General features: G+C 71.2%; 15 protein-coding genes, 1 pseudogene and 1 riboswitch. Of the genes and pseudogenes, 7 read left to right on the top strand and 9 right to left on the bottom strand.

All coding sequences use genetic code 11. The annotated features are described in order from the left end of the window. Positions 1-41: 41 nt before the first annotated feature. Positions 42-1073, bottom strand: a complete 1032-nt coding sequence (locus OHB44_RS30400) for an ABC transporter substrate-binding protein (RefSeq protein ID WP_266304413.1) — start codon at positions 1071-1073, stop codon at positions 42-44. Positions 1074-1343: 270 nt separating this feature from the next. On the opposite strand from OHB44_RS30400, the gene OHB44_RS30405 reads away from it, so the two are divergent. From OHB44_RS30405 to OHB44_RS30420, 4 genes are all read left to right on the top strand, one after another. Next, the gene (locus tag OHB44_RS30405) at positions 1344-2129 is read left to right on the top strand and encodes an ABC transporter ATP-binding protein (protein ID WP_238687817.1); all 786 of its coding nucleotides are present in this window, start codon (positions 1344-1346) and stop codon (positions 2127-2129) included. A gap of 2 nt (positions 2130-2131) precedes the next feature. Further along, positions 2132-3082, top strand: coding sequence for an LLM class F420-dependent oxidoreductase (locus tag OHB44_RS30410; protein WP_266304412.1), 951 nt, complete (start codon positions 2132-2134; stop codon positions 3080-3082). Next, positions 3079-3387 (top strand): cupin, encoded by a 309-nt coding sequence (locus tag OHB44_RS30415; protein ID WP_007465195.1) that lies wholly within the window; start codon positions 3079-3081, stop codon positions 3385-3387. Before OHB44_RS30410 ends, OHB44_RS30415 begins: the two co-directional genes overlap by 4 nt. A 76-nt stretch (positions 3388-3463) precedes the next feature. Beyond that, positions 3464-6502 carry a hypothetical protein gene (locus OHB44_RS30420; RefSeq protein ID WP_330438973.1) on the top strand — a complete coding sequence of 1013 codons (3039 nt, stop codon included), beginning with the start codon at positions 3464-3466 and terminating at the stop codon, positions 6500-6502. A gap of 156 nt (positions 6503-6658) precedes the next feature. Here the strand turns inward: OHB44_RS30420 and thiC are convergent, their stop codons facing one another. From thiC to thiE, 7 genes and pseudogenes are all read right to left on the bottom strand, one after another. Then, positions 6659-8251, bottom strand: a complete 1593-nt coding sequence (thiC, locus tag OHB44_RS30425; RefSeq protein WP_330438974.1) for a phosphomethylpyrimidine synthase ThiC — start codon at positions 8249-8251, stop codon at positions 6659-6661. 17 nt (positions 8252-8268) lie between these two features. After that, the gene (thiD, locus tag OHB44_RS30430; protein ID WP_238687819.1) at positions 8269-9054 is read right to left on the bottom strand and encodes a bifunctional hydroxymethylpyrimidine kinase/phosphomethylpyrimidine kinase; all 786 of its coding nucleotides are present in this window, start codon (positions 9052-9054) and stop codon (positions 8269-8271) included. A gap of 194 nt (positions 9055-9248) precedes the next feature. Then, a pseudogene (locus tag OHB44_RS30435) lies at positions 9249-9827 on the bottom strand (thiamine phosphate synthase); the annotation flags it as partial. Further along, on the bottom strand, positions 9824-10603 hold the full coding sequence (locus OHB44_RS30440; RefSeq protein ID WP_330438976.1) for a thiazole synthase: 780 nt from the start codon (positions 10601-10603) through the stop codon (positions 9824-9826). The pseudogene OHB44_RS30435 and the gene OHB44_RS30440, both read right to left, overlap by 4 nt. Further along, entirely contained in the window at positions 10600-10800 is a 201-nt protein-coding gene (gene thiS, locus OHB44_RS30445; protein ID WP_238687822.1) for a sulfur carrier protein ThiS, read from the bottom strand. The genes OHB44_RS30440 and thiS overlap by 4 nt, the downstream gene beginning before the upstream one ends. Continuing rightward, the gene (thiO, locus tag OHB44_RS30450) at positions 10791-11960 is read right to left on the bottom strand and encodes a glycine oxidase ThiO (protein ID WP_372488445.1); all 1170 of its coding nucleotides are present in this window, start codon (positions 11958-11960) and stop codon (positions 10791-10793) included. The genes thiS and thiO overlap by 10 nt, the downstream gene beginning before the upstream one ends. Next, positions 11954-12580 carry a thiamine phosphate synthase gene (gene thiE / locus OHB44_RS30455; RefSeq protein WP_330438977.1) on the bottom strand — a complete coding sequence of 209 codons (627 nt, stop codon included), beginning with the start codon at positions 12578-12580 and terminating at the stop codon, positions 11954-11956. Before thiE ends, thiO begins: the two co-directional genes overlap by 7 nt. Further along, positions 12575-12684, bottom strand: a riboswitch (TPP riboswitch). Its footprint overlaps the gene before it by 6 nt. A 312-nt stretch (positions 12685-12996) precedes the next feature. Between thiE and OHB44_RS30460 the strand changes: the two genes are divergently transcribed. Next, a complete protein-coding gene (locus tag OHB44_RS30460) occupies positions 12997-18828 on the top strand; it encodes a ThuA domain-containing protein (protein ID WP_330438978.1) in 5832 nt (1943 codons plus the stop codon). Between the two features lie 71 nt (positions 18829-18899). Beyond that, positions 18900-19472, top strand: coding sequence for a hypothetical protein (locus OHB44_RS30465; protein ID WP_330438979.1), 573 nt, complete (start codon positions 18900-18902; stop codon positions 19470-19472). A gap of 246 nt (positions 19473-19718) precedes the next feature. Here OHB44_RS30465 and OHB44_RS30470 read toward each other — a convergent pair whose 3' ends face one another. Beyond that, positions 19719-20663, bottom strand: coding sequence for an aldo/keto reductase (locus OHB44_RS30470; RefSeq protein WP_330441299.1), 945 nt, complete (start codon positions 20661-20663; stop codon positions 19719-19721). 215 nt (positions 20664-20878) lie between these two features. Between OHB44_RS30470 and OHB44_RS30475 the strand changes: the two genes are divergently transcribed. Further along, entirely contained in the window at positions 20879-22069 is a 1191-nt protein-coding gene (locus OHB44_RS30475; RefSeq protein WP_330441300.1) for an RNA-guided endonuclease InsQ/TnpB family protein, read from the top strand. Positions 22070-22086 lie beyond the last annotated feature (17 nt).

Genomic DNA, 22086 nt, shown 5'->3' on the forward strand with positions numbered 1-22086 from the left:
CCGGGATCGGCGGGACGTACCCCCTGATGACGACCGGACGATCAGGCCTTCGGCGCGAGGCTGAAGTCGATGATCTGCTCGGGGGTGATGTTCTGCTTCAGCGCGCCGGCGCCCTGCAGGATGGCGATGCTCTTGGCGACCCGACCGCTGTCCAGGGTGCCGATCGCGGTGCCGGTGTTGCCGGAACGGACGTACGCGGCCATCAGCTCCAGCTCGGCGGCTGCGGAGACCGGGTTGGTGGCGTCGACGTTCTTCTTCAGGATGTCGGCGGCCTCCTTGGAGTTCGCCAGGCTGTACTCCAGGCCCTTGAGCAGCGCCGCGGTGAACTTCTTCACCATCTCGGGCTTCTCCTTGGCGGTCTTCGAGGAGGTGATCAGCACGTTGCCGTAGAGGTCCTGCATCACGTTGCTGTACGGCAGCATGACGGCCTTCTTCTTGGCCACCGCCTCGATGGTCGGCTGACCGACGACGAACTGACCGATGCCGTCCACCGAGCCGGAGGCCAACGTGCCGATCAGGTTCTGCGCCTCACCGTTGACCCAGGTCACCTTGGTCGCGTCCACACCGGCGAGCCGGGCGTACGTCGGGAAGAGGTTGCGGACCACGGACCCGGGAGTGTCGGCGAGCTTCTTGCCCTCCAGGTCCTTCGGCGAGCTGATGTTCTTGCCCTCGACAGTGGCGATGCCCGCCATGGTGCGCTGCTGGATCGCGGCCACCGCGGTGAAGTCCTTCGCCTGGCCGTTGCCGAGCTGGAGCAGACCGCCGGTGAGGTCGATCGGGCCGAAGTCGGCCTGGCCGCCGACGACGGTCTGGATCACGCCACCGGTGCCCTGACCCGCCTTGATCTCGACGTCGAAGCCGGCTTCCTTGAAGAAGCCCTTGTCCTTCGCCACCCAGGCGTAGGAGTCACGGCCGAAGTTACCGAACGAGGTGAGGTAGGTCACCTTCTGCAGCGTCTTGCCGTCGCCGCCCTTGGCATCGTCGGCCGAATCCGACCCGCTGCTGCAGGCGGAGACAAGGGCGAGGGCGGTGGCCAGCGCGGCCGTAGCGACCGTACGGGTCAGCCTTCTCATCAGTGCACCATGTCCTTTCCGACCGGGGCCGGCAGGCCACCGGAGGGGGTTGTCGTGACGGGCCGGCGGGAGGGGTGGAAGCCGGGCGCCGCCGTCGTGGGGGGACTCTTCGCGGGCACAGCGTACGAGAAACCCACAGTTGCGACGCCAGGCGTATCGGGTTGCGGAACGGATACAACCTGACGACGACCCCAGCCGGTGCCATACCTCGACAGGGCGGCTAGCCTTTGTCGGATTCCTGACCGTCCACTCAGCGGAGGTGCGCCGGAGATGATCCGACTGTCCGGGGTGTCCCGTACCTTCGAGGGCCGATCCGGCCGGGTGGAGGCGCTGCGCGGCATCAACCTCGACGTCGCCGAGGGCGAGTTCGTCGCCGTGCTCGGCCGCTCCGGCTGCGGCAAGTCCACACTGCTGCGGCTGATCGCCGGGCTGCTCCCGCTGAGCGCCGGTGAGATCACCGTCGCCGGTACGCCGATCGCGCGCCCCCGCCAGGACATCGCCATGCTGTTCCAGAAGCCGGCGCTGCTGCCCTGGCGCACAGTGCTGGACAACGTCCTGCTGCCGGTGGAGATCTTCGGCTGGAGCCGCGCCAAGCACCGGGAGCGGGCCCGGCAACTGCTCGACGTCGCCGGGTTGGCCGGCTTCGAGAAGCGGCTGCCGCACGAACTCTCCGGCGGTATGCAGCAGCGGGTGTCGCTGTGCCGGTCGTTGATCGGTGAGCCCCGGGTGATGCTGATGGACGAGCCGTTCTCCGCGCTGGACGCGCTCACCCGCGAGGAACTCTCCGGCGAACTCCAGCGGGTGCACATGGAGAACAAGCCGACCATCGTCTTCGTCACCCACTCGATCGACGAGGCGGTGCTGCTCGCCGACCGGGTGGTCGTGCTGAGCCCTCGCCCCGGCCGGATCCGCAAGGTCGTCGACGTGACCATCCCACGGCCCCGCACCCTGGGCCGCAACGCCCACCTGGCCGACGTCGCCCAGGTCAGCGCCGACCTGCACGAACTGCTCATGGAACGCGAACAGCCGGCCACCGCCGGCGCGGAAGGACACTGACCATGCGGGTGTCGGTCTTCACCGAGCCGAACCGTGGCGCCAGCTACGACACCCAGCTCCGGTTCGCGCGGCTGGTCGAGGCCTGCGGCTACGAGGGTTTCCTCCGCGCCGACCACTACCAGTCGATGGGCGCCGACCCGGGCCTGCCCGGCCCCACGGACGCCTGGCTGACCCTCGCCGCGCTGGCCCGGGAAACCGATCGGATCCGACTCGGCACCCTGGTGACGTCGGCCACGTTCCGCCTGCCCGGCCCCCTCGCGGTGATGGTCGCGCAGGTCGACCAGATGAGCGGCGGCCGGGTCGACCTCGGCATCGGCGCCGGCTGGTACGAGCGCGAGCACACCTCGTACGGCATCCCGTTCCCGGCGGTCGGCGAGCGCTTCGACCGGCTGGCCGAGCAGCTCGAGGTGATCACCGGGTTGTGGGCGACCCCGCCCGGCGAGACCTACAGCTTCACTGGCGACCACTACCGGCTGGTGGACGCTCCCGCCCTGCCCAAGCCGGTGCAGGTGCCCGGCCCACCGATCATCGTGGGCGGGCGTGGCCCCAAGCGCACACCCGAACTGGCCGCCCGGTACGCCGACGAGTTCAACATGCCGTTCAAGTCCGTGGCCGCCACCGCCGAGGCGTACGACCGGGTGCGCGAGACGTGTGAGCGCACCGGACGGACGGAGTCCGGGCGCGCCCCGCTGGTGCTGTCCGCCGGGATCGTCGTCGCCATCGGCCGGACCGACGCGGAGGCCCAGCGTCGGGCCGCGCCCCTGCACGAGAAGAGCGCGCTGCCACCGGAGGACCCGGTGGTCGGCTCCCCCGCGCAGCTCGCGCAGCGGCTCGGCGAGTTCGCCGCGATCGGCACCACCCGGGTCCACCTGCGCCTGATCGACTTCGATGATCTCGACCACCTCGAGCTGATCGCCGCCGAGGTGCTGCCCCAACTGGACGGAGCACGATGACCGACGTGATCGACGGAACCGAACTCGGACCGGTGGGTCAGGAGATCGTGTACGAGAACGACCGGGTCCGGGTCTGGCACATCCGCCTCGAGCCGGGCGAGCGGCAGCCGCTGCACCGGCACGACCACCCCTACCTGGTGGTGGCGATCGAGGGCGCCAAGAACGTCGTACAGACCATCGACGGCACCCGGATCGACGCCGACGAGCCCACCGGCGGAGTGGTCTACCGAGACCCGGGCGCTGTGCACATGCTGACCAATGTCGGGGATACGACTTACCTGGCCCGGCTGGTCGAACTCAAGTAGACCCGCCGATGGCCACCGGCGTGCCGCGCGGCGCGCCGGTGGCCATCGGGTGTACCAGGTGCGTAACGTGCCGGACATGGCCATTCGGACCTGGGGCAGACTGCTGCTCACGGCGCTCGGGGTGAGCGTGCTGGCCGGAGCCGGCCAGCTCGGCGTCGCGTACGGTTTCGGCATCGTCCGCCTGACCGGCGCATTCACCGGTACGACAGTCAACCAGTGGCCGGCCCAGCTCGTCTGGGTGGGCTGGTTCGCCGCGAACGCGGCCGTCGCCGGCGCCGTCCTGACCGGACGCCTCGCTCGCCGCGACGCCCCGGCGGCCAGCACCGGCCGGCAGTTGGCGGTCGGCGGCGCGGCAGCCCTCGGCGCCACAGTCATCGCCCCGCTCTGCATGCAGCCCGCCCGCGCCGCGGAGCTGATCTCCGTTGACCCGGTCTGGGCGGTGGGCATCTGCGCCATGGTCGGTGCGGTGATCGGGGCGGGCGCCGCGATAGCCGTCCTGTTCCGGCCCGAGCTGGGATGGAACATGGCGGCCGTGGCCGGCGTCGTCTGGCTGCTGGCGCTGATCTCCGTACTACCGTCACTCGGCACTGCCGGCCCACTGCCGACCGTCCGGCTCGGCGTACTGGAGCCGAGCTGGCTCGACGACGCCGCCGCTCAGCGGCTGGCGCTGCTCCTGCTGCCCATCGTGGCGCTGCTGGCCGGCGCGGCGACCGCCGGGCTGGCTCGCTGGCGCGGTCAGGCTCCACTGGTCAGCGGGGCCACCGGGGTGGCCGGTCCGGTGCTGGTGGCGTTCGCCTACCTGACCGCCGGTCCGGGCGACGCCGTGGACCGCTACCAGACCGCCCCCTACTACGGCTCGTTGATCGCGATCCTGGCCGGAGCGCTCGGCGCGGCCGCCGCCGCGCTGCTGCGCTGGCCGACGAGCACCCGTACCACCGATCCGCAGGCGATCGAGCCCACCGCCATCCTGCGCCCGCTGCCCGCCGGCCCGGCGCTGCCCGGCGCGGCGGACGACCGGGACAGCACTGCGGACGACCGGGACAGCACCGAGCGCACCGACACGGAGACGACAAACGCCGAGCTGGCCACCAGCACGAAGCGCGCCGGCGTCGTTGCGGGTCCGTGGGCGACGGGCGACCCCGATGCCGTACGCACCGTCCCGGCCCACTGGGACTGGCCGGAGACCACCGCGAGCGGACAGCACGGTCCGGCGCCCGCCGCTCCGACTCCCGCCGCTCCCCCTCAGTCCGCGGCCTGGCTGACCGCGCCGACCGGCGAGTTCACCGCCGCAGGGCAGACGCCCCCGCGCCCGGATGATGCCCTGGCGACGACCGAGCCCTCGGCCGGCACCGACCTCAGCAACGTCACCGACGCCACCGCGACCGGCACCACGGCCGGACGCACCGACGCCGCGACCCCGACGGGCGGCCGAGCGGTCGACGAGCCGACCGGCAGCACCGCGACGGGCACCAGCGGCAGCACGGCGACCAGCGGCAGGCCGACCGGTGGGCGCACCACCCGCAAGACCGCCGCCACCCCGGCCGGCACGGGCGCACCCGGTTCCGGCACTACCAGCGCGGCCGCTGCCAGCGCGCCGACCACCCCGGACGCGCCCACCCCCGCGACCGGCAGCACGGCCCGGAGCAGCGCAGCCCCGACCAGCACGGCCCCGACGAGTACGGGCAGCGGCGCCGAGGCGACCAGCACAGCACCGACTGGCACGGGCGCTCCCAGTCCCGCCGCCCCGGCCTCGACGGGCACGCGCACGGGGTCAGGCACGAGCACGAAGGCGAGCAGCGCGGGCCCGGCCGACCCCGGCACGCCCGAGGCACCGCTGACGATCAAGCCGCGACGCGGCCGTAAGTCGAAAGCCAACCCGGACACCACCGCCTCCGACGTGGCCACCGACACTCCGGGGCCCGGCCGTGGAAGCCCGGGTGGGCGGTCGAATTCGGCCTCCGAGGTCGCCTCGGCTGTTGCCTCCGGCGCGGCGGCAGACGGGACCACCGCAACCGGCGCGAAGCGAGCACCGGCCACGCCCGTCACCAGCTCGACGCGAGCACCGGCTGCCTCGACGACCGCCGATGCCGGCGCGACACAGGTGCCGGCCAGCCCGGAGTCCCCCACCACGGCAACCGACGCCGCAGGGACCCCGACCACCGGGATCGGTACGACACCAGCACCCAGTGGGGCGACACCAGCACCGGCCGACGCGACCGACGCGACCGACGCGACGCGAGCAGCGGCGGCGCCGACCACCGCTGCCGGCCCGGTTGGCGCGGAAGACCTCCCGCGCGTCCCGAAGGCCGGCCCGGTTGGCGCGGAAGCCCTCCCGCGCGTCCCGAAGGCCGGTACGGGCAGCAAGGCAGCCCCGGCCGACACGACCAGCGATCATGCGGTAGCCGAGGCTCGTGACACCGACAGCACGCGGCCCGCCGCCGAGGACGTTCCCGCCGCCGGGTTGTTCGGGGCCACCGCCGCCGGTGACCCGGACGCGGACCGGTGGACCCCCGCACCGTCGGCCTGGCCGGTCACTCAGACGTGGACGGTGCCACCGCAGACCGCCGAGCCGGACGCAACGGCATCGGAGGGGCCGAGCAGGCCCGACGCGCCAACCGGGCCGATGCCCAAGCCCCGGCATCGGGCACCGTTGCCGGATCTGAGCCGGGCCGGCACCTGGAACGCGTTCGACACCTCTCGGCGACGCGGGTCGGCGGAATCGCAGGACAGCTCGACGGCGCGGACAACGCCGACCGAAGCCGGCGAGACGACCGCTGCCGCCGGACACCCGGGCCGGCCGGAGTTCCCGAGCACTGTGGGCACGCCCTCCAGCGCCACCACCGACACCGACACCACGTCGGCGAAACCGACGCACCCGAAGGTGGCAGAGCAGCCCTCCCGGAAAGGGCGGCTCGGTGGGCTGTTCCGCCGCAACCGGTCCCGCGCCGACGAGGAGAGCCCGAAGACGTCGGATGAGGCGGAGCCCCTGGCATCTCAGGATGAGGAATTCGTCGACTGGGTCGCCGGTCTGAGCAAGCCGGTGTCGGACAACGAGCCCGAGCAGGAGAACAGCCGTCGGTCGTTGCGCTCCACCGGCCGACACCACCGCGACTGACCCAGCGCCACTGACCCAGCGCCCCTGACTCCACTGCGCGGCGCGCAGACGTACCGACCGGTCGTTTGATCGACTCGGGTTCACTGATATCGGCCGATCCCAAGGCGGTCGACCACCGCGACATCAATGAACCCGAGTCGATCATGCCGGGTGGGGTCAGGCGAGCGGTAGGTAGACCCGGCTTCCGCCGGAGACGAACTCCTCCGACTTGTCCTTCATCCCGCGTGCGGCGTACTCCTTGAGCTCTTGGGTGATCTTCATGGAGCAGAACTTCGGGCCACACATCGAGCAGAAGTGCGCGGTCTTCGCCGGCTCCGCGGGCAGTGTCGCGTCGTGGTACGAGCGCGCCGTCTCCGGGTCCAGCGAGAGGTTGAACTGATCCTCCCAGCGGAACTCGAACCGCGCCTTCGACAGGGCGTCGTCCCAGTCCTGCGCGCCGGGGTGCCCCTTGGCCAGGTCCGCCGCGTGTGCCGCGATCTTGTACGCGATGACGCCCGCCTTCACGTCGTCCCGGTCCGGCAGGCCGAGGTGCTCCTTCGGCGTGACGTAGCAGAGCATCGCGGTGCCGAACATGCCGATCATCGCGGCGCCGATCGCCGAGGTGATGTGGTCGTACGCGGGCGCGATGTCGGTGGTCAGCGGACCGAGCGTGTAGAAGGGCGCCTCGTGGCACCACTCCTGTTGAAGGTCCACGTTCTCCTTGATCTTGTGCATCGGCACGTGACCAGGGCCCTCGATCATCACCTGGACGTCGTACGCCCAGGCAATCTTCGTCAGCTCACCGAGGGTGCGCAGCTCGGCGAACTGCGCCTCGTCGTTGGCGTCGGCGATCGATCCCGGGCGCAGCCCGTCACCGAGGGAGAACGTCACGTCGTAGCGCGCGAGCAGCGCGCACAGCTCCTCGAAGTTGGTGTAGAGGAAGTTCTCCTCGTGGTGCGCCAGGCACCACGCCGCCATGATCGAACCGCCCCGGGACACGATCCCGGTCACCCGGTCCACCGCCAGCGGCACGTACGGCAGGAGCACCCCGGCGTGCACGGTCATGTAGTCCACGCCCTGCTCGGCCTGCTCGATCACTGTCTCCCGGAACACCTCCCAGCTCAACTTCACCGGGTCGCCACCGACCTTCTCCAACGCCTGGTAGATCGGCACCGTGCCGATCGGCACCGGCGAGTTCCGCACGATCGCCTCACGGGTCTCGTGGATCCGCTTACCGGTGGACAGGTCCATCACGGTGTCCGCGCCCCAGCGGGTGGCCCACGTCAGCTTCTCCACCTCCTCGGCCACCGACGAGCTGACGGCCGAGGTGCCGATGTTGGCGTTCACCTTGACCAGGAACGCCTTACCGATGATCGCCGGCTCGCACTCCGGGTGGTTGACGTTGAGTGGAAGCACCGCCCGACCCGCGGCGATCTCGGCCCGCACGAGTTCCGGTTCGACGTTCTCCCGGATCGCCACGAACTCCATCTCCGGCGTCACCACACCGGCCCTCGCGTACGCGAGCTGGGTTGGCCGACGACCGTCGACCCCGGCGAGTGGCGTGCCCGCACCCCGCACCGGGGCCACGTCACCCCGCTCGGCGATCCACGGCCCGCGCAGCGGCGGAAGCCCCACCTCCGGGTCCGAACCAGGGCCGGACGTGTCGTACAGCCGCACCGGCGGCAGATCCCCGGTCAGCCCCACCTCCGCGAACGGCACCCGGACATCCGGCCGCGAACCCTCGACGTACACCTTGCCTCGTGCGTGCATGACAGCCTCCCTGGTGATCAAGCGGACCAGCCGAAGTGGTTCAGCGGCCCACGTCCCGCGCCCAGCTCCCAGCCCCGCGCGCCGGTCAGCGCACGGAGCACGTACTCCTTGGCGGCCCCCACAGCGGCCGGCACCGGATCGCCCAGACCGAGCCGCACCGCGATCGCCGCCGAGAACGAGCACCCGGTGCCGTGGGTGTGCCGGGTGGTCACTCGCGGCGCGCGCAGCAGTGTGGTGACGCCGCCGCCGTGCAGCACGTCGACCGCCTCGCCCCCGTCCAGGTCACCGCCAGTGACCACCACGTACTCCGGGCCGCCGGCCACCAGTGCCTCGGCGGCCACGACCATCGCGGCCACGTCGTCCACCGGGCGTCCGGTGATCGCCGCGGCCTCCGCGCAGTTCGGGGTCGCGACAATGGCGTACGGCAGCAGCCGCTCCACAGCGCCCACCACGCCGAGCCGGTGACCACTCGTGGCGACGAGCACCGGGTCGACGACGAGCTGAGGCAGCCGGCCGTCCCGGGCCGCCTCGGCCACCACGTCCGCGATCGCCGGGGTGCCGAGCATCCCCGTCTTCACCGCGCAGACGGTGAAATCGGTGAGCACGCTGTCCAGTTGCTCGGTGACGGTGCGCGGGGGCAGCGGCAACACCGCGTCGACGCCCCGGGTGTTCTGCGCGGTGACCGCCGTGAGGACGCTTGTGCCGTACGTGCCCAGCGCGGCGAAGACCTTGAGGTCGGCCTGGATGCCTGCGCCGCCGCCGGAGTCCGAGCCGGCGATTGTGAGGATGGTGCTCGGGGTCATTTTCCCTGGCCTTTGGTTGCGGTTCGGGGCTGCGGCCGGCCGTTACTGGTTGCGGTTGGGGGCTGCGGCCGACCGTGCCCACTCCGGGCGGTCAGGCTTGATCCCTGCGTGGGCACGGTCGGCCGCAGCCCTGACGTGGAGACCTGGGTGACCCCGCGCCGGGTTTGGGTCAGCACAGGGGTGACCGCCTCGACATAAGCGCTGGTCAAACTCGCGGCTGTTTCGGTGGGGTCTTTGGCTCGCATGATCGCGCCGAGCACCGCAACCCCGACGGCCCCCGCCTTGACGCAGGCGGTTACCTGTTCCGGGGTTTCCACTCCGCCGAGGGCCAGCAGGGGTACCGGGCTGGTCTCGACAAGCTTTCGCAGGCCGTCCGGTCCCAGGGGTGGGCCGTAGCCCGGTTTTGTCTTCGTGGGCCAGACTGGGGAGATGGTGGCGTAGTGCTCGGTGGTCAGGCGGTCCAGCTCTGGTTGGTCGTGACAGGAGCGGCCGACCAAGGCGTGAGCTGGCGGTGGGTACGGCCCGGCGGCGGGCAGGTGCACGGCGTCGCCGCCGAGCGGGTCGGGGCCGGCCACGACGAGGGTTCCGCCGACGTCGGCGAGGATCGCGCGCAGGTCGGCGGCGAGGGCGGCGCGTTCGGCGCGCGGCAGGTCCTTCTCCCGCAGCACCACGCAGCGCACTCCCCCGGCCACGGCCCCCGCCACCACCCGGTCGAGCCCACCCCGCGCCACGAGCCGGTCGGTCAACACGACAACCCCGGACGGGGGGGTCACAGCTCTGGTCTTCCCTCGTCGGGGGTGGAGGCGAGCGCGTGGAAGCGCCGCTCGATCCGGCCGGCCTGGGCGGCCAGTCGGCCCGCCTCGACCGCGTACCGCATCGCGGTGGCCATCGCCACCGGATCGGCGGCCCGGGTGACAGCGCTTGCCAGCAGCACCCCGTCGCAGCCCAGCTCCATGGCCAGCGCCGCGTCGGACGCGGTGCCGATGCCGGCGTCGAGGATCACCGGCACGTCCACACCCTGCCGGATGAGTCGAATGTGGTGCGGGTTGCCGATGCCGAGCCCCGAACCGATCGGGGAGCCGGCCGGCATCACCGCGGCGCAGCCCACGTCGGCGAGGCGGCGGGCGAGCACCGGGTCGTCGCTGGTGTACGGCAGCACAGTGAAGCCGTCGGCGACCAACTCCTCGGCGGCGCGGAGCAGCTCCACCCCGTCGGGCAGCAGCGTCCGCTCGTCGCCGATCACCTCCAACTTGACCCAGTCGGTGTCGAACGCGTCCCGGGCCAACCGGGCCACCTTCACCGCCTCGGTGGCGGTGTGGCAGCCGGCGGTGTTCGGCAGCAGGCGTACGCCGCACCGGTCCAGCAACTCCAGCAGCCCACCGGTGGAGCCCGGCGCCGTGCCCACCCGGCGCAGCGCCAGTGTGACGAGTTCGGTGCCGGACGCCCGGATCGCCTGTTCCAGGACGTGCAGGTTCGCGGCGCCGCCGGTGCCGAGGATCAGCCGTGAGGTGAAGGTCTCCCCACCCAGTTCGAAGGTCACGCCGCTCACCCGCCCTGCGCCGCGGTGAGGACCTCGACCCGGTCACCGTCGCACAGCGCTCGGGCCGGCCAGCCGGTCCGAGGCACCACCTCGCCGTTGACAGCGACCGCCACCCCACGTGAATGCGGCACGATGTCGCGGACCAGGTCCGCCACTGACGCGCCGGTGGCGACGCTGCGCCCGGCCCCGTTCACAGTCAACTCCACAGGTCCCCCTCCATCGTCGGTTCAGGTCCGCCCGACGCGGCCACCGCGGCGGCACCGCCGAAGCGATCGGCCCGGAAGGGCGCGAGCAGCGGGTCGGGTACGCCGCCGAGCACCAGGTCGGCGATCAGGTCGGCGGTGATCGGGGTGAGCACGATGCCGTGCCGGTGGTGCCCGGTAGCGGCCAGGACGTCCGGTCGGTCGGGCAGCGGCCCGAGGATCGGTGCGTTGTCAGGAGTGCCCGGACGCAGCCCGGCGACCGCCTCGACCAGGTCGTACTCGGCCAACTCGGGCAGCAGATCGACGCCGGCGCGCAGCAGCCGTTGCACGGCACCAGCGGTGACAGTGGTGTCCGAGCGCTCCTCGACCGTCGCGCCGAGCACCACCTCACCGTCGGCGCGCGGCACCAGGTACACGTGCTCGCCGTCGGCGTACCCCCGGATCACGTGCCGGAAGCCCGGCGCGACGCCGTCGGGCGCGCGCAGCCGGAGGATCTGGCCCTTCACCGGCCGCACTGGCAGGCCGGTGAGCGCTGCGGCTCCACAGCCGGCGGCGACCACTGTGACCGACGCGTCCACGTCGGACACCGACCGGACCGGCTGCCGCACGAGCACCGCGCCGGCCCGCTGCGCGGCCGTGCGCAGCGCCGGCACCAGCAGCCGCGGGTCGACCTGGTGGTCGGTGGGCGCGAGCGCGCCGCCGCGCACCCGTGGGGCGAGCGCCGGTTCGCGGTCGCGCAGCTCACTGGGGCGCAGCGGCGTCACGGGCAGACCCAACCCCTGCTGGTACGCCCACAGCCTGCGCGCCTCGGCCAGGTCGTCGCCGGTCAGCCCGACCATCAGGGTGCCCTCGGTCCGGTAGCCGATCTCGACTCCGGTCGTCTCGGTCAACTCGGCGGCGAACGCCGGCCAGCGGGCGGCGGACGCCAGCAACAACCCGGTCAGCTGCCGCTCACCGAAGTACGCCTCGGCGACCGGGGAGAGCATGCCGGCGGCCACCGCCGACGCCCCCGAGCCGGGCGCCGGATCGTGCACCACCACCCGCAGCCCGCGCGCGGCGCATCGCCAGGCGATCGCCAGCCCGATCGGCCCCGCACCCACCACTGCCACGTCCGGCCGGACCCGGTCGCTCGACGGCGGTGACGGGGACCGGCCGGTCAGCACGTCAGGGCCTCGATCAGCTCGGCGGTCGCCCGTGCCGGGTCGGCGGCGGCGGAGACGGCACCGACCACCGCCACCCCGTACGCTCCGGCGGCCCGCAGCGCCGGCACCCGGGCTGCGGTCACTCCGCCGATCGCGATGACCGGGACGCCGACGGCGTCGACGACGGCGCGTACCCCGGCGGGCCCGATGGGGTCCGGCAGGCCGGTCTTGGTGCTGGTGGTGTGACAGGGCCCGACGCCCAGGTAGCTGGCGCCCGCCGCGACGGCCTCGCTCGCCGGGCCCGGCGCGCGAGCGGTGGCGCCCAGCACACCGGTGGGGCCGAGCACCCGGCGGGCGGCGGCGACCGGCAGGTCGTCGGCGCCGACGTGCCCACCGGCGGCGCCCACCGCCAGCGCCACGTGCAACCGGTCGTTGACCAGGCAGGTCGCCCCGTACGACGCGCAGAGCGCCAACACCCGCCGGGTCAGGTCGTACGCCTCGCGGTCGGTGGCGGAATCCTCGACCCGGACCTGCACGACCAGATCGGCGTGGGCCACGGTGAGGGCGGCGCGAACCACTGCGAGTGGGTCGCGACCCGGTCGGGTGTCGGTGATGAGATGCAATCGCCCCAGGGACGGCACGGCAACGCTCCTCCCTGCGCCGGCATTACCCGGATCAGGTTCAACGGTCGGGGGCTGTCAGCCCCCCTCTCAGCCCGGTACACCGGGCTCCCGTGGGTTACTTGCGTGTCACCGTACGACAGATCCGCCGGCCTGCCAAGGCGCGGGGTCGGCGGTGGCCAGCCGGCGGGCCGCGTCAAAACGAGCGAGATCCAATGGGGCACTTCATACGGTCCTGTTCGGAATGTCGCCCCCCGTTGCAGAACCGTTACCCGTCCGCATCTTGCCCGACATCGAGCCAGCCGAATTAATTTGTTCAGCGATTCGACAAAATGTCGGTGGGGGCACCCTGGCAGGGTGTGACCACCGGCTCCATCAGGGACGGCCTTCGGCGAGCCGACTCCCGCGAGCTCTGTCACTACGACACAGGAGGCGGCGTGTCCCGTTCTCGTCGTGCCCGCTTACCCATCACCGCAACCCTGATCTCCCTGGCCATGGCCTCGACCACCCTGTTCGGCGCGCCCGCGCAAGCGGCCGCCCAGGTTCCCCCACGGGATGCGAAAGCCGCAGCCCCGGTCAGCCAGGTGGCGCCGAAGGCGCCAAAGGCCGCAGCCGATCCCTTCTCCGTCCTCGTCTTCTCCAAGACCGCCGGCTTCCGGCACGACTCCATCCCCACCGGCGTCGCCGCCCTCCAGCAGCTCGGCGTCGACAACGGATTCACGGTTGACAACTCCGAGGACGGCGCCGCATTCAACGACGCCAACCTGGCGAAGTACAAGGCCGTGATCTGGCTCTCCACCACCGGTGACGTGCTCAACGCCGACCAGCAGGCGGCGTTCGAGCGCTACGTGAAGGCCGGCGGCGGTTACGTCGGCATCCACGCCGCGTCGGACACCGAGTACAGCTGGGCCTGGTACGGCGACCTGGTCGGCGCGTACTTCGCCAACCACCCGCAGAACCAGCAGGCCACTGTCAAGGTGGAGGACCACGCCCACCCGTCCACCGCCGGTCTGCCGGACCGGTGGTCCCGGTTCGACGAGTGGTACAACTACCAGACCAACCCCCGGCCGGACGTGCACGTGCTGGCCAGCCTGGACGAGAAGAGCTACACCGCCGGCGCCGGCGCGATGGGTGCGGACCACCCGATCGCCTGGTGTCAGGACTACGACGGTGGCCGCTCCTGGTACACGGGCGGCGGGCACACCCGGGAGTCGTACGCCGAGCCCGAGTTCCTCTCCCACCTGCTCGGCGGCATCCGCACCGCGGCCGGCGTCGAGAACGCCGACTGCGGCGCCTCGAAGACCTCGAACTTCGAGAAGGTCACGCTGGACAGCAACACCAGCAACCCGATGGAGCTGGACGTCGCCCCCGACGGGCGTGTCTTCTACATCGAGCGCGACGGTCGCGTGCAGATCGTGAAGCCGGACACCGGCAACACCGTCACCGCCGTCGACCTGGACGTCTTCACCGGTAACGAGGACGGCCTCATCGGCATCCGGCTCGACCCGGACTTCGCCACAAACAACTGGGTGTACCTGTACTACGCCCCGAACGACGGGGTCACCCGCAACCTGCTGTCCCGTTTCACCGTCACCGGCGACACCATCAGCCTGGCCAGCGAGAAGCAGGTGCTACGGGTCGACACCCAACGCAACACCTGCTGCCACGCCGGCGGCAGCATGGCCTTCGACGGCGACGGCAACCTCTACCTGGCCACCGGTGACAACACCAACCCGTTCGAGTCGAACTCGTACTCGCCGATCGACGAGCGGGCGGGTCGCCAGGACTACGACGCGCAGCGCACCTCCGGCAACACCAACGACCTGCGCGGCAAGGTGATCCGGATCCACCCGGAGGACGACGGGACGTACACCGTTCCGGCGGGCAACCTCTTCGCGGCGGGCACCGAGAAGACCCGTCCCGAGATCTACGCGATGGGCTTCCGCAACCCGTTCCGGATCGGCACCGACCCGAAGACCAACACGCTGTACGTCGCGGACTACGGACCGGACGCCAACACGGACAACCCGAACCGGGGCCCCCGCGGTCTGGTCGAGTGGAACGTCGTCACCCCGGGCAACTACGGCTGGCCGTACTGCACGGGCACGAACGAGGCGTACAACGACTACACGTTCCCGTCCGGCCCGAGCGGTCCGAAGTTCGACTGCGCCGCCCCGGTGAACAACTCGCCCAACAACACGGGCCTGACCAACCTCCCGCCGGTGGTCCCGGCGACGGTCGACTACGGGTACGCCGGTGACGCGCGTTACCCGGAGATCGGTGGCGGCGGCGCCCCGATGGGCGGCCCGGTCTACCGCTACGACGCCGACCTGAACTCGAACCGCAAGTGGCCGGCGTACTACGACGGCAAGGCTCTGCTCGGCGAGTGGAACCAGAACAAGATGTACACCATGCAGCTGACCCCCGACGGCAAGTCGTTGGTGGACATCAACCAGCTGCTCACCGGCATGAGCATGGTCCGGCCGATGGACTTCGAGTTCGGCCCGGACGGGGCGCTGTACCTGATCGAGTGGGGCAGCGGCTTCGGCGGCAACAACGACAACTCGGGCGTCTACCGGATCGACTACACCGCCGGTGACCGCGCCCCGATCGCCGCGGCGTCCGCCAACCCGACCTCGGGTCCGGCGCCGCTGACTGTCACCTTCTCCAGCGCCGGTTCCCGAGACCCGGACGGTGGCACGCTCACCTACGCCTGGACGTTCGGCGACGGGCAGACCTCGACCGAGGCCAACCCGACCCACACGTACGCCACGGCGGGCAACTACACCGCCCAGCTCACCGTCACCAACCCCAAGGGCCGGACCGCGGTGGCCAATGTGCCGGTCACCGTGGGCAACACCGCCCCGACGGTCTCCATCGAGTTCCCACCGGACGGCGGCTTCTTCAACTGGGGCGACCAGGTCCGCTACTCGATCAAGGTGACCGACCCCGAGGACGGGCAGATCGACTGTGACCGGGTGGGGCTTCAGGTGCTGCTCGGTCACGACGAGCACGCCCACCCGCTGGAGCAGCACACCGGCTGCACCGGCACCGTCCAGACGTCGCTCGCCTCCGGGCACGGCGCCGAGGCGAACGTCTTCGCGGTCTTCGAGGCGACCTACACCGACGAGGGTGGTGCCGGCGGCGCCGGTGCCCTGACCGGTCGGCAGATCGAGGTCCTCCAGCCGAAGCAGAAGCAGGCCGAGTACTTCACCGCCACCGGGCGTGCCCCGGTGAGCACCGGCGGTGGAGACCCCGGCGTGCAGCGGGAGGCCGGCGCCGACACCGCCGGTGGCGGCCAGAGCATCGCGTTCATCGAGGACGGCGACTGGTGGTCGGTCGCTCCGGCGGACCTGACCAACATCACCGAGATTCGGTTCCGGGCCGCCTCCGCCGCCGCTGGCGGTCGGATCGAGGTGCGCGCGGGTGCCGTCGACGGACCGGTGGTCGCCACGGCCGTCGTACCGTCGACCGGCGCGTGGCAGACGTACACGGACGTGAGCGCACCGGTCACCGGCGCGGCGAGCGGCTCGCTGTACTTCCTGGCCCGCGATCCGAACGGCGGAACGGGTTCGCTGTTCAACGTCAACTGGATGGACTTCGTCGGCCGCGGTGTCACCGAGAACGGGCCGCCGGTGGTCAGCGCCACTGCCACCCCGGCCACCGGCACCGCACCGGTCACCGTCGCCTTCGACGGCACGGCCACCGACGCCGAGGGCGACACCCCGTTGACGTACGCCTGGGACTTCGGTGACGGAGGCTCGGCGACCACACTGGACGCCAGCCACACCTACACCAGCGCGGGCACCTTCACGGCCACCCTCACGGTGACCGACAGCAAGGGCGCCAAGTCGTACGCCACGGTGCCGGTGCGGGTCGACGCGCCGGACACGTCCTGCTTCGGGGCGCGTTCGGACGACTTCAACGGCAACAGCCTCGACAAGGAGCGCTGGACCAGCGTCGTTCGGGAGAACCAGCTCTACTCGCTCAGTGGCGGCGCCCTGCGGCTGCCCACTGGCGTGGGTGACCTCTACGGCGCTCGCAACGACGCCACCAACCTGGTGCTCCAGGCGGCCCCGACCGGCGCATGGGAGATGACCACCAAGGTCACGCTGCCGGTGACTGCCAACTACCAGCAGGCCGGCCTGCTGGTGTACGGCGACGACGACAACTACGCCAAGGTGGACCTGCTGTACAACGGCAGCCGGCGGGTGGAGTTCATCCGGGAGACGGCGGCCACTCCTCGCAACGAGGCCGCCGACGCCACCAACGCACCGGCGGGTGACACCGTGTACCTGCGGATCACCAGCGACGGCACGAACCTGACCGCGTCCGCCTCGGGCGACGGGCAGACCTTCACCCCGGTCGGCCGTTCGGCCGCGCTTGAGGGCATCACCAACCCGCGGATCGGGGTCTTCGCGCTCAACGGAGGCACCGAGGCGCCGGTTGTCGACGCCGCGTTCGACTCGTTCCAGGTCACGCCGGACGCTCCGGCCGGCCCGGTCGACCCGTCGGACGAGTTCACCGGCAGCACGCTCGACAAGTGCCGGTGGGACGCCGTGACGCGGGAGGACCCGAGCGGTTACCGGGTCACCGATGGCGCGCTGCGGATCGACGTGCCCAACGGTGACATCTACGGCACCGACAACACCGGGCCGAAGAACTTCATCCTCCAGACCGCGCCGTCCGGCGACTGGACCCTGGAGACGAAGGTCGACGGCAGCCTGCTGAACGAGCAGTACCAGCAGGCCGGTCTGCTCGTGCAGGCCGACGACGACAACTACGTGAAGTTCGACTTCATCGCGGACAACCAGGCCGGCCAGGCGGTGACGCGGCGGATCGAGTTCCGCAGCGAGATCGCCGGGGTGGTCCAGAACCCGCAGCCCGAGGCGGGCAACCTGACCTCGGCGGTGTGGCACCTGCGGCTGGCCCGCACGGGCGACACGTTCACCGCGTCGTACTCGGCCGACGGGACGACGTGGACCGCGTTGCCGACGCTGACCACCAGCGCGGTCGGGGCCACCCCGAAGGTGGGGCTGTTCACCCTCGGCGCCAACCAGACGGCGTCGAAGACCGCCTCGTTCGACTACTTCCGGCTCAGCACGAAGGTGGCCGACGAGACGGCGCCGGTGACCACCTCGGCGGTTTCCGGCACCCCGACCGACGGGTGGCACACCGGGCCGGTGACGATCACGCTCACCGGTGCCGACGAGGCCGGCGGTAGTGGCCTCGCCGGTACGGAGTACCAGCTGGACGGGGCCACCACCTGGACGGCGTACACCGCTCCGGTGGCGGTCAGCGGGGACGGCGAGCACGAGCTCCGGTTCCGCTCGACGGACAAGGCCGGCAACGTGGAGGCGACCAAGACCGTCTCGGTCAAGATCGACGCCACAGCGCCGGTGACCTCGGCGACGTTCGCTCCGGCGAACGACGCCGGTTGGCACAACGGGACCATCCCGGTCGTGCTGGCCGCCACCGACGCCGGTTCCGGCGTCAAGACGGTGGAGTGGTCGCTGGACGGTGGCGCGTGGGCGCCGTACTCGACGCCGATCGAGGTGACCGGCGACGGGCAGCACGAGCTGCTGTTCCGCTCGGCGGACAAGGCTGGCAACGTCGAGACGCTGAAGTCGGCGGTGCTGCGCATCGACGGCACCAAGCCGACGCTGCTGGTGTCCGGGCTGGCCGACGGCCAGCTCTACGGCGACAGCCAGGACGTCCGGGTGGCCTGGCAGGCCGTCGACCCGACCTCGGGCATCGCGAGCGTGGTCGGTCAGCTCGACGGCCAGGCGTACACCAGCGGCACTCTGCAGGCCATGTACGACCTGTCGCTCGGCCTGCACGAGCTGACCGTTACCGCTACCGACAAGGCGGGCAACAAGACCACCTCGACGGTCCGGTTCTTCGTCACCACCTGCTTCCGGGACATGCAGAGTCTGCTGGACCGGTTCAAGGCGACGGGGCGGCTCTCGACCAAGGCGCACAAGCAGCTGTCGAACAAGCTCGACGCTGTTCGCGCGTCCGAGGCGGCCGGCGACGACAAGGCTGCCGTCCGGCAGCTGACCGCGTTCCGGACGCTCGCCAGCGACGCCACGCTGGTGCCCGAGGCGGAGGTCCGGGACGTCCTGATCCGGGACGCCGACGCCATGATCGTTCGGCTCGGCGGCGCGGCCAGCAAGGCCGGGGTCAAGGCGAACGGCGGCGACTCGGTAAAGGGCACCGGGCGGCTCGGTGGCGATGCCACCCGGCTGGCACCCGGTCGTCAGCTCTGATCCGACGAGGCCCCTCCCCGGCGCTACGGCGTCGGGGAGGGGCCTCCCTCATCGGTAGGGAGGAGATGTCCGTGACGGGTATCCGCAAGATCCTGGCCGCCGTGTTCGTCGGACTGGCAGTGACCCTGTCCGCCGCCGCCCCGGCGGCAGCGCAGGCCGCTCAGGCCGCCCCGGCTGCACAGGCTGACAAGGCCGCCCCGGCGGCGCAGGCCGACAAGCTCAAACTCACTGTGGCCGGCGACGGGGCTCAGGGCGTCACCATCCAGGCCACCTACGCCGATGGCCGCCGGCTGGAGCAGGTGGTGCGGTTGGTCCTCACCGCCACCGGCCCGGACGGGCAGCGGGTCGGGCCGGTGCAGCTCGAACCGCAGCCCGAGGGGCACGGTTTCTACAGCAGCGGCCCGGTGCTCTCCACCGGCACGTGGAAGGTGTCGGTGAACTCCCCCGCTCCACTTCAGAGCAAGGCCACCGCCACGGTGCAGGCGAAGGCGGCGCAGTCACCGCCGGCGCCCAAGCCGGTCGCGGTGACCGAGCCGGCGGACGGCGGCGGAGCGGACTGGTGGCCGTTCGCGGCGGCCGGTCTCGTGCTCATCGCCGCCGCCATGGGCGTGGCCATGCTGTTCGGCCGCCGCCGCACCAGCTAGACCGACCGGCGCACCAGCTGGTAGACCGGCGCTCCGGCGCCCACGCACAGGACCGGGCCGGGCCGCGACGAGCGGCCCGGCCCGGTGTCGTTCGATCGGCTGGTGATCGACTCGGCCTCCTTGAAGTCGGGGCTTCCCGGACTGCAGGTCACCCCGACTTCAAGGAACGCGAGTGGATCATGCGCAGCGCACGCGCGCGCGACGCAGCGCACGCCCGCGCGCGACGCAGCGCACGCCCCGCAGCGCTCAGAGGACGGCGCGCAGCGCCGCCAGATCGTCGTCGCTGGGCTCCCAGACGCCAGCGGCGGCGTTGGCACGCACCTGCTCGGGCGTGGTGGCACCGGCGATCACCGAGGTCACCGCCGGCTGGGCGGCCAGCCCGCCGATCGCCACCTGGAGCATCGTCAGACCCCGCTCGGCCGCGTACGCCTCGATCGCCTCGATGGTGTCCCAGTCGGCTGCGGCGAGCCGCTCCGCGTACCGGCCACCGCCGGAGAGCCGGCTGCCGGCCGGCGGCTGAGCCTCGCGCTTGTACTTGCCGGTGAGCAGACCGTTGGCGAGCGGGAAGAACGGCAGCATGCCGAGGCCGAACCGCTCACAGGCAGGGATCACCTCGGCCTCCACCGAGCGCTCCACCAGGCTGTAGTGGTTCTGCGCGCTGATGAAGCGGGACCGACCGTTGGACGAGGCGACCCAGTCCGCGTCGGCGATCTGCCAGCCGGCGAAGTTCGAGTTGCCCAGGTAGCGGACCTTGCCGTCCCGGACCAGGTCGTCCAGTGCGGCGAGGGTCTCGTCGATCGGGGTGCCCGGGTCGGGCTCGTGCATCTGGTACAGGTCGATGTGGTCGGTGCCGAGGCGGCGCAGCGACGCCTCCACAGCGCGGGCGATGTAGCGCCGCGCACCACGCGCGCCGTAGTCCGGCCCGTTGAGGCCGTTCATGTCCATGCCGAACTTGGTGGCCACCACCACGTCGTCCCGGCGGCCCTTGAGCGCCTGGCCGAGCAGTTCCTCGGAGCTGCCCTGCGGCTCGCCGTAGATGTCGGCGGTGTCGAACAGGGTGATCCCGGCGTCCAGCGCGGCGTCCACCACCGCCCGGGTGCCGTCGAGGTCGAGTTTGCGGCCGAAGTTGTTGCAGCCGATGCCGACCACGGACACCACGAGCCCGGAGTCGCCCAGCCGGCGATAGGTCATTTGGTCGTTCATGAGACACCCTCGTCTTTAATCAGGTTGAGGTGCGGAATCAATGCACACGTTGCGCTGGTTATCGACATAACGTTGACCACCTCTGAGATCGTGCCGCCGGTTGTGGCGACGAAATGGCCATTGCTCCAAAAGATTGGCAGTCTGGATTTCCACCTCGAACGTCCCGGCACTATCTGCCGTCGAGATTTATAGTGATTGTTGTGATGGAGGTAGTGCGCTACACCTACCGGCTGCGCCCCGCCGCGACCGCGACGGCCGCACTGCTCGCCGAATGGGGCCGCTGCCGATTCCTATGGAACGAAGCCGTGCACCAGCAGGAGGTTGGCGCGAAGCCCACCTTCGGCGGGCTGTCCAAGATGCTCACTGAAGCCCGCGCCAGAAACGCTTGGCTGCGCGCCGGCTCGCAGGTCGCTCAGCAACAGACCCTGCGCACGTACGCGGCCGCGCTGCGCCACTCGTTCACCGTCAAAGGCCGGGGACGGCCGAAGGTGAAGACCCGAAAACGGTCGCTGCCCAGCATGGAGTACACCCTGCGTGGCTTCACCATCGCCGAAACGCGGCTGCGCCTTGCCGGTGGCATCAGCATGCCCGTCGTCTGGTCCCGGGACCTGCCGTCTCCGCCGACCAGCGTGCGCGTCTACCAAGACAGCCTTGGCCACTGGTACGCGTCGTTCGTCGTCCGCCGCGAGGCCGCCGCCACACCCGAGGCGTCCAAGTCGATCGGCGTTGACTGGGGCGTGAAGACCACCGCCACGACCACCGATGCCCGATTCGATTTGCCGCACCTCGGGCATCGCAAGCGGTGCGCCGCTGAGTTGGCCAGGGCGCAGCGGAAGATGGCCCGCCGACGCCGCCCGCAGGGCCATGCGCAGTCCAACGGCTACCGAAGGGCCAAGCGCGCGGCGGCGAAGTTGCACAAGAAAGCTGCCCGACAGAACATCCACGACTCCCGCCAGTGGGCGAAACGAGTCGTCGACCACCACCAGGTGATCGCCGTGGAAGACTTCAAACCGACGTTCCTGACCAGGTCCACGATGGCACGTAAAGCCGCTGACGCCGCGATCGGCACGGCGAAGCGGGAACTGATCCAGCAGGGCACGCGGGCGGGCCGAAAGGTGGTGCTGGTTCCGCCCGCCTACACAACCATGACGTGTTCCTCGTGCGCGGCGAGAGCCAAGCAGCGCATCGGTTTGAATGTCAGAATTTTCGAGTGCGCTGCCTGCGGTTTCACCGCCTGCCGCGACCTCAACGCCGCGAGGACGATCCTCGCCACGGTAGAGCGCGACCGTGCCGGTGCTGACGACGTAAGGCATGTGACCACCTCCCTTCGGGATGCGGGGTCGAATGCGGTCCGAGCCGGAAATCCCCTGGATTCATCCGTGGGTAAGCGTTAACTCAGTCACGAGATCCA

This window comes from Micromonospora sp. NBC_00821 (genome assembly GCF_036347035.1).
GTDB lineage: Bacteria > Actinomycetota > Actinomycetes > Mycobacteriales > Micromonosporaceae > Micromonospora > Micromonospora hortensis.

Excerpts from the sequence above, each read along its gene's own strand:
- OHB44_RS30400 (WP_266304413.1), bottom strand. The coding sequence starts at position 1,073 with ATGAGAAGGCTGACCCGTACGGTCGCTACGGCCGCGCTGGCCACCGCC.
- OHB44_RS30415 (WP_007465195.1), top strand. The coding sequence starts at position 3,079 with ATGACCGACGTGATCGACGGAACCGAACTCGGACCGGTGGGTCAGGAG.
- thiC (WP_330438974.1), bottom strand. The coding sequence starts at position 8,251 with ATGCACGCACGAGGCAAGGTGTACGTCGAGGGTTCGCGGCCGGATGTC.
- OHB44_RS30420 (WP_330438973.1), top strand. The coding sequence starts at position 3,464 with ATGGCCATTCGGACCTGGGGCAGACTGCTGCTCACGGCGCTCGGGGTG.
- OHB44_RS30475 (WP_330441300.1), top strand. The coding sequence starts at position 20,879 with ATGGAGGTAGTGCGCTACACCTACCGGCTGCGCCCCGCCGCGACCGCG.
- OHB44_RS30405 (WP_238687817.1), top strand. The coding sequence starts at position 1,344 with ATGATCCGACTGTCCGGGGTGTCCCGTACCTTCGAGGGCCGATCCGGC.
- OHB44_RS30470 (WP_330441299.1), bottom strand. The coding sequence starts at position 20,663 with ATGACCTATCGCCGGCTGGGCGACTCCGGGCTCGTGGTGTCCGTGGTC.
- OHB44_RS30410 (WP_266304412.1), top strand. The coding sequence starts at position 2,132 with ATGCGGGTGTCGGTCTTCACCGAGCCGAACCGTGGCGCCAGCTACGAC.
- thiD (WP_238687819.1), bottom strand. The coding sequence starts at position 9,054 with ATGACCCCGAGCACCATCCTCACAATCGCCGGCTCGGACTCCGGCGGC.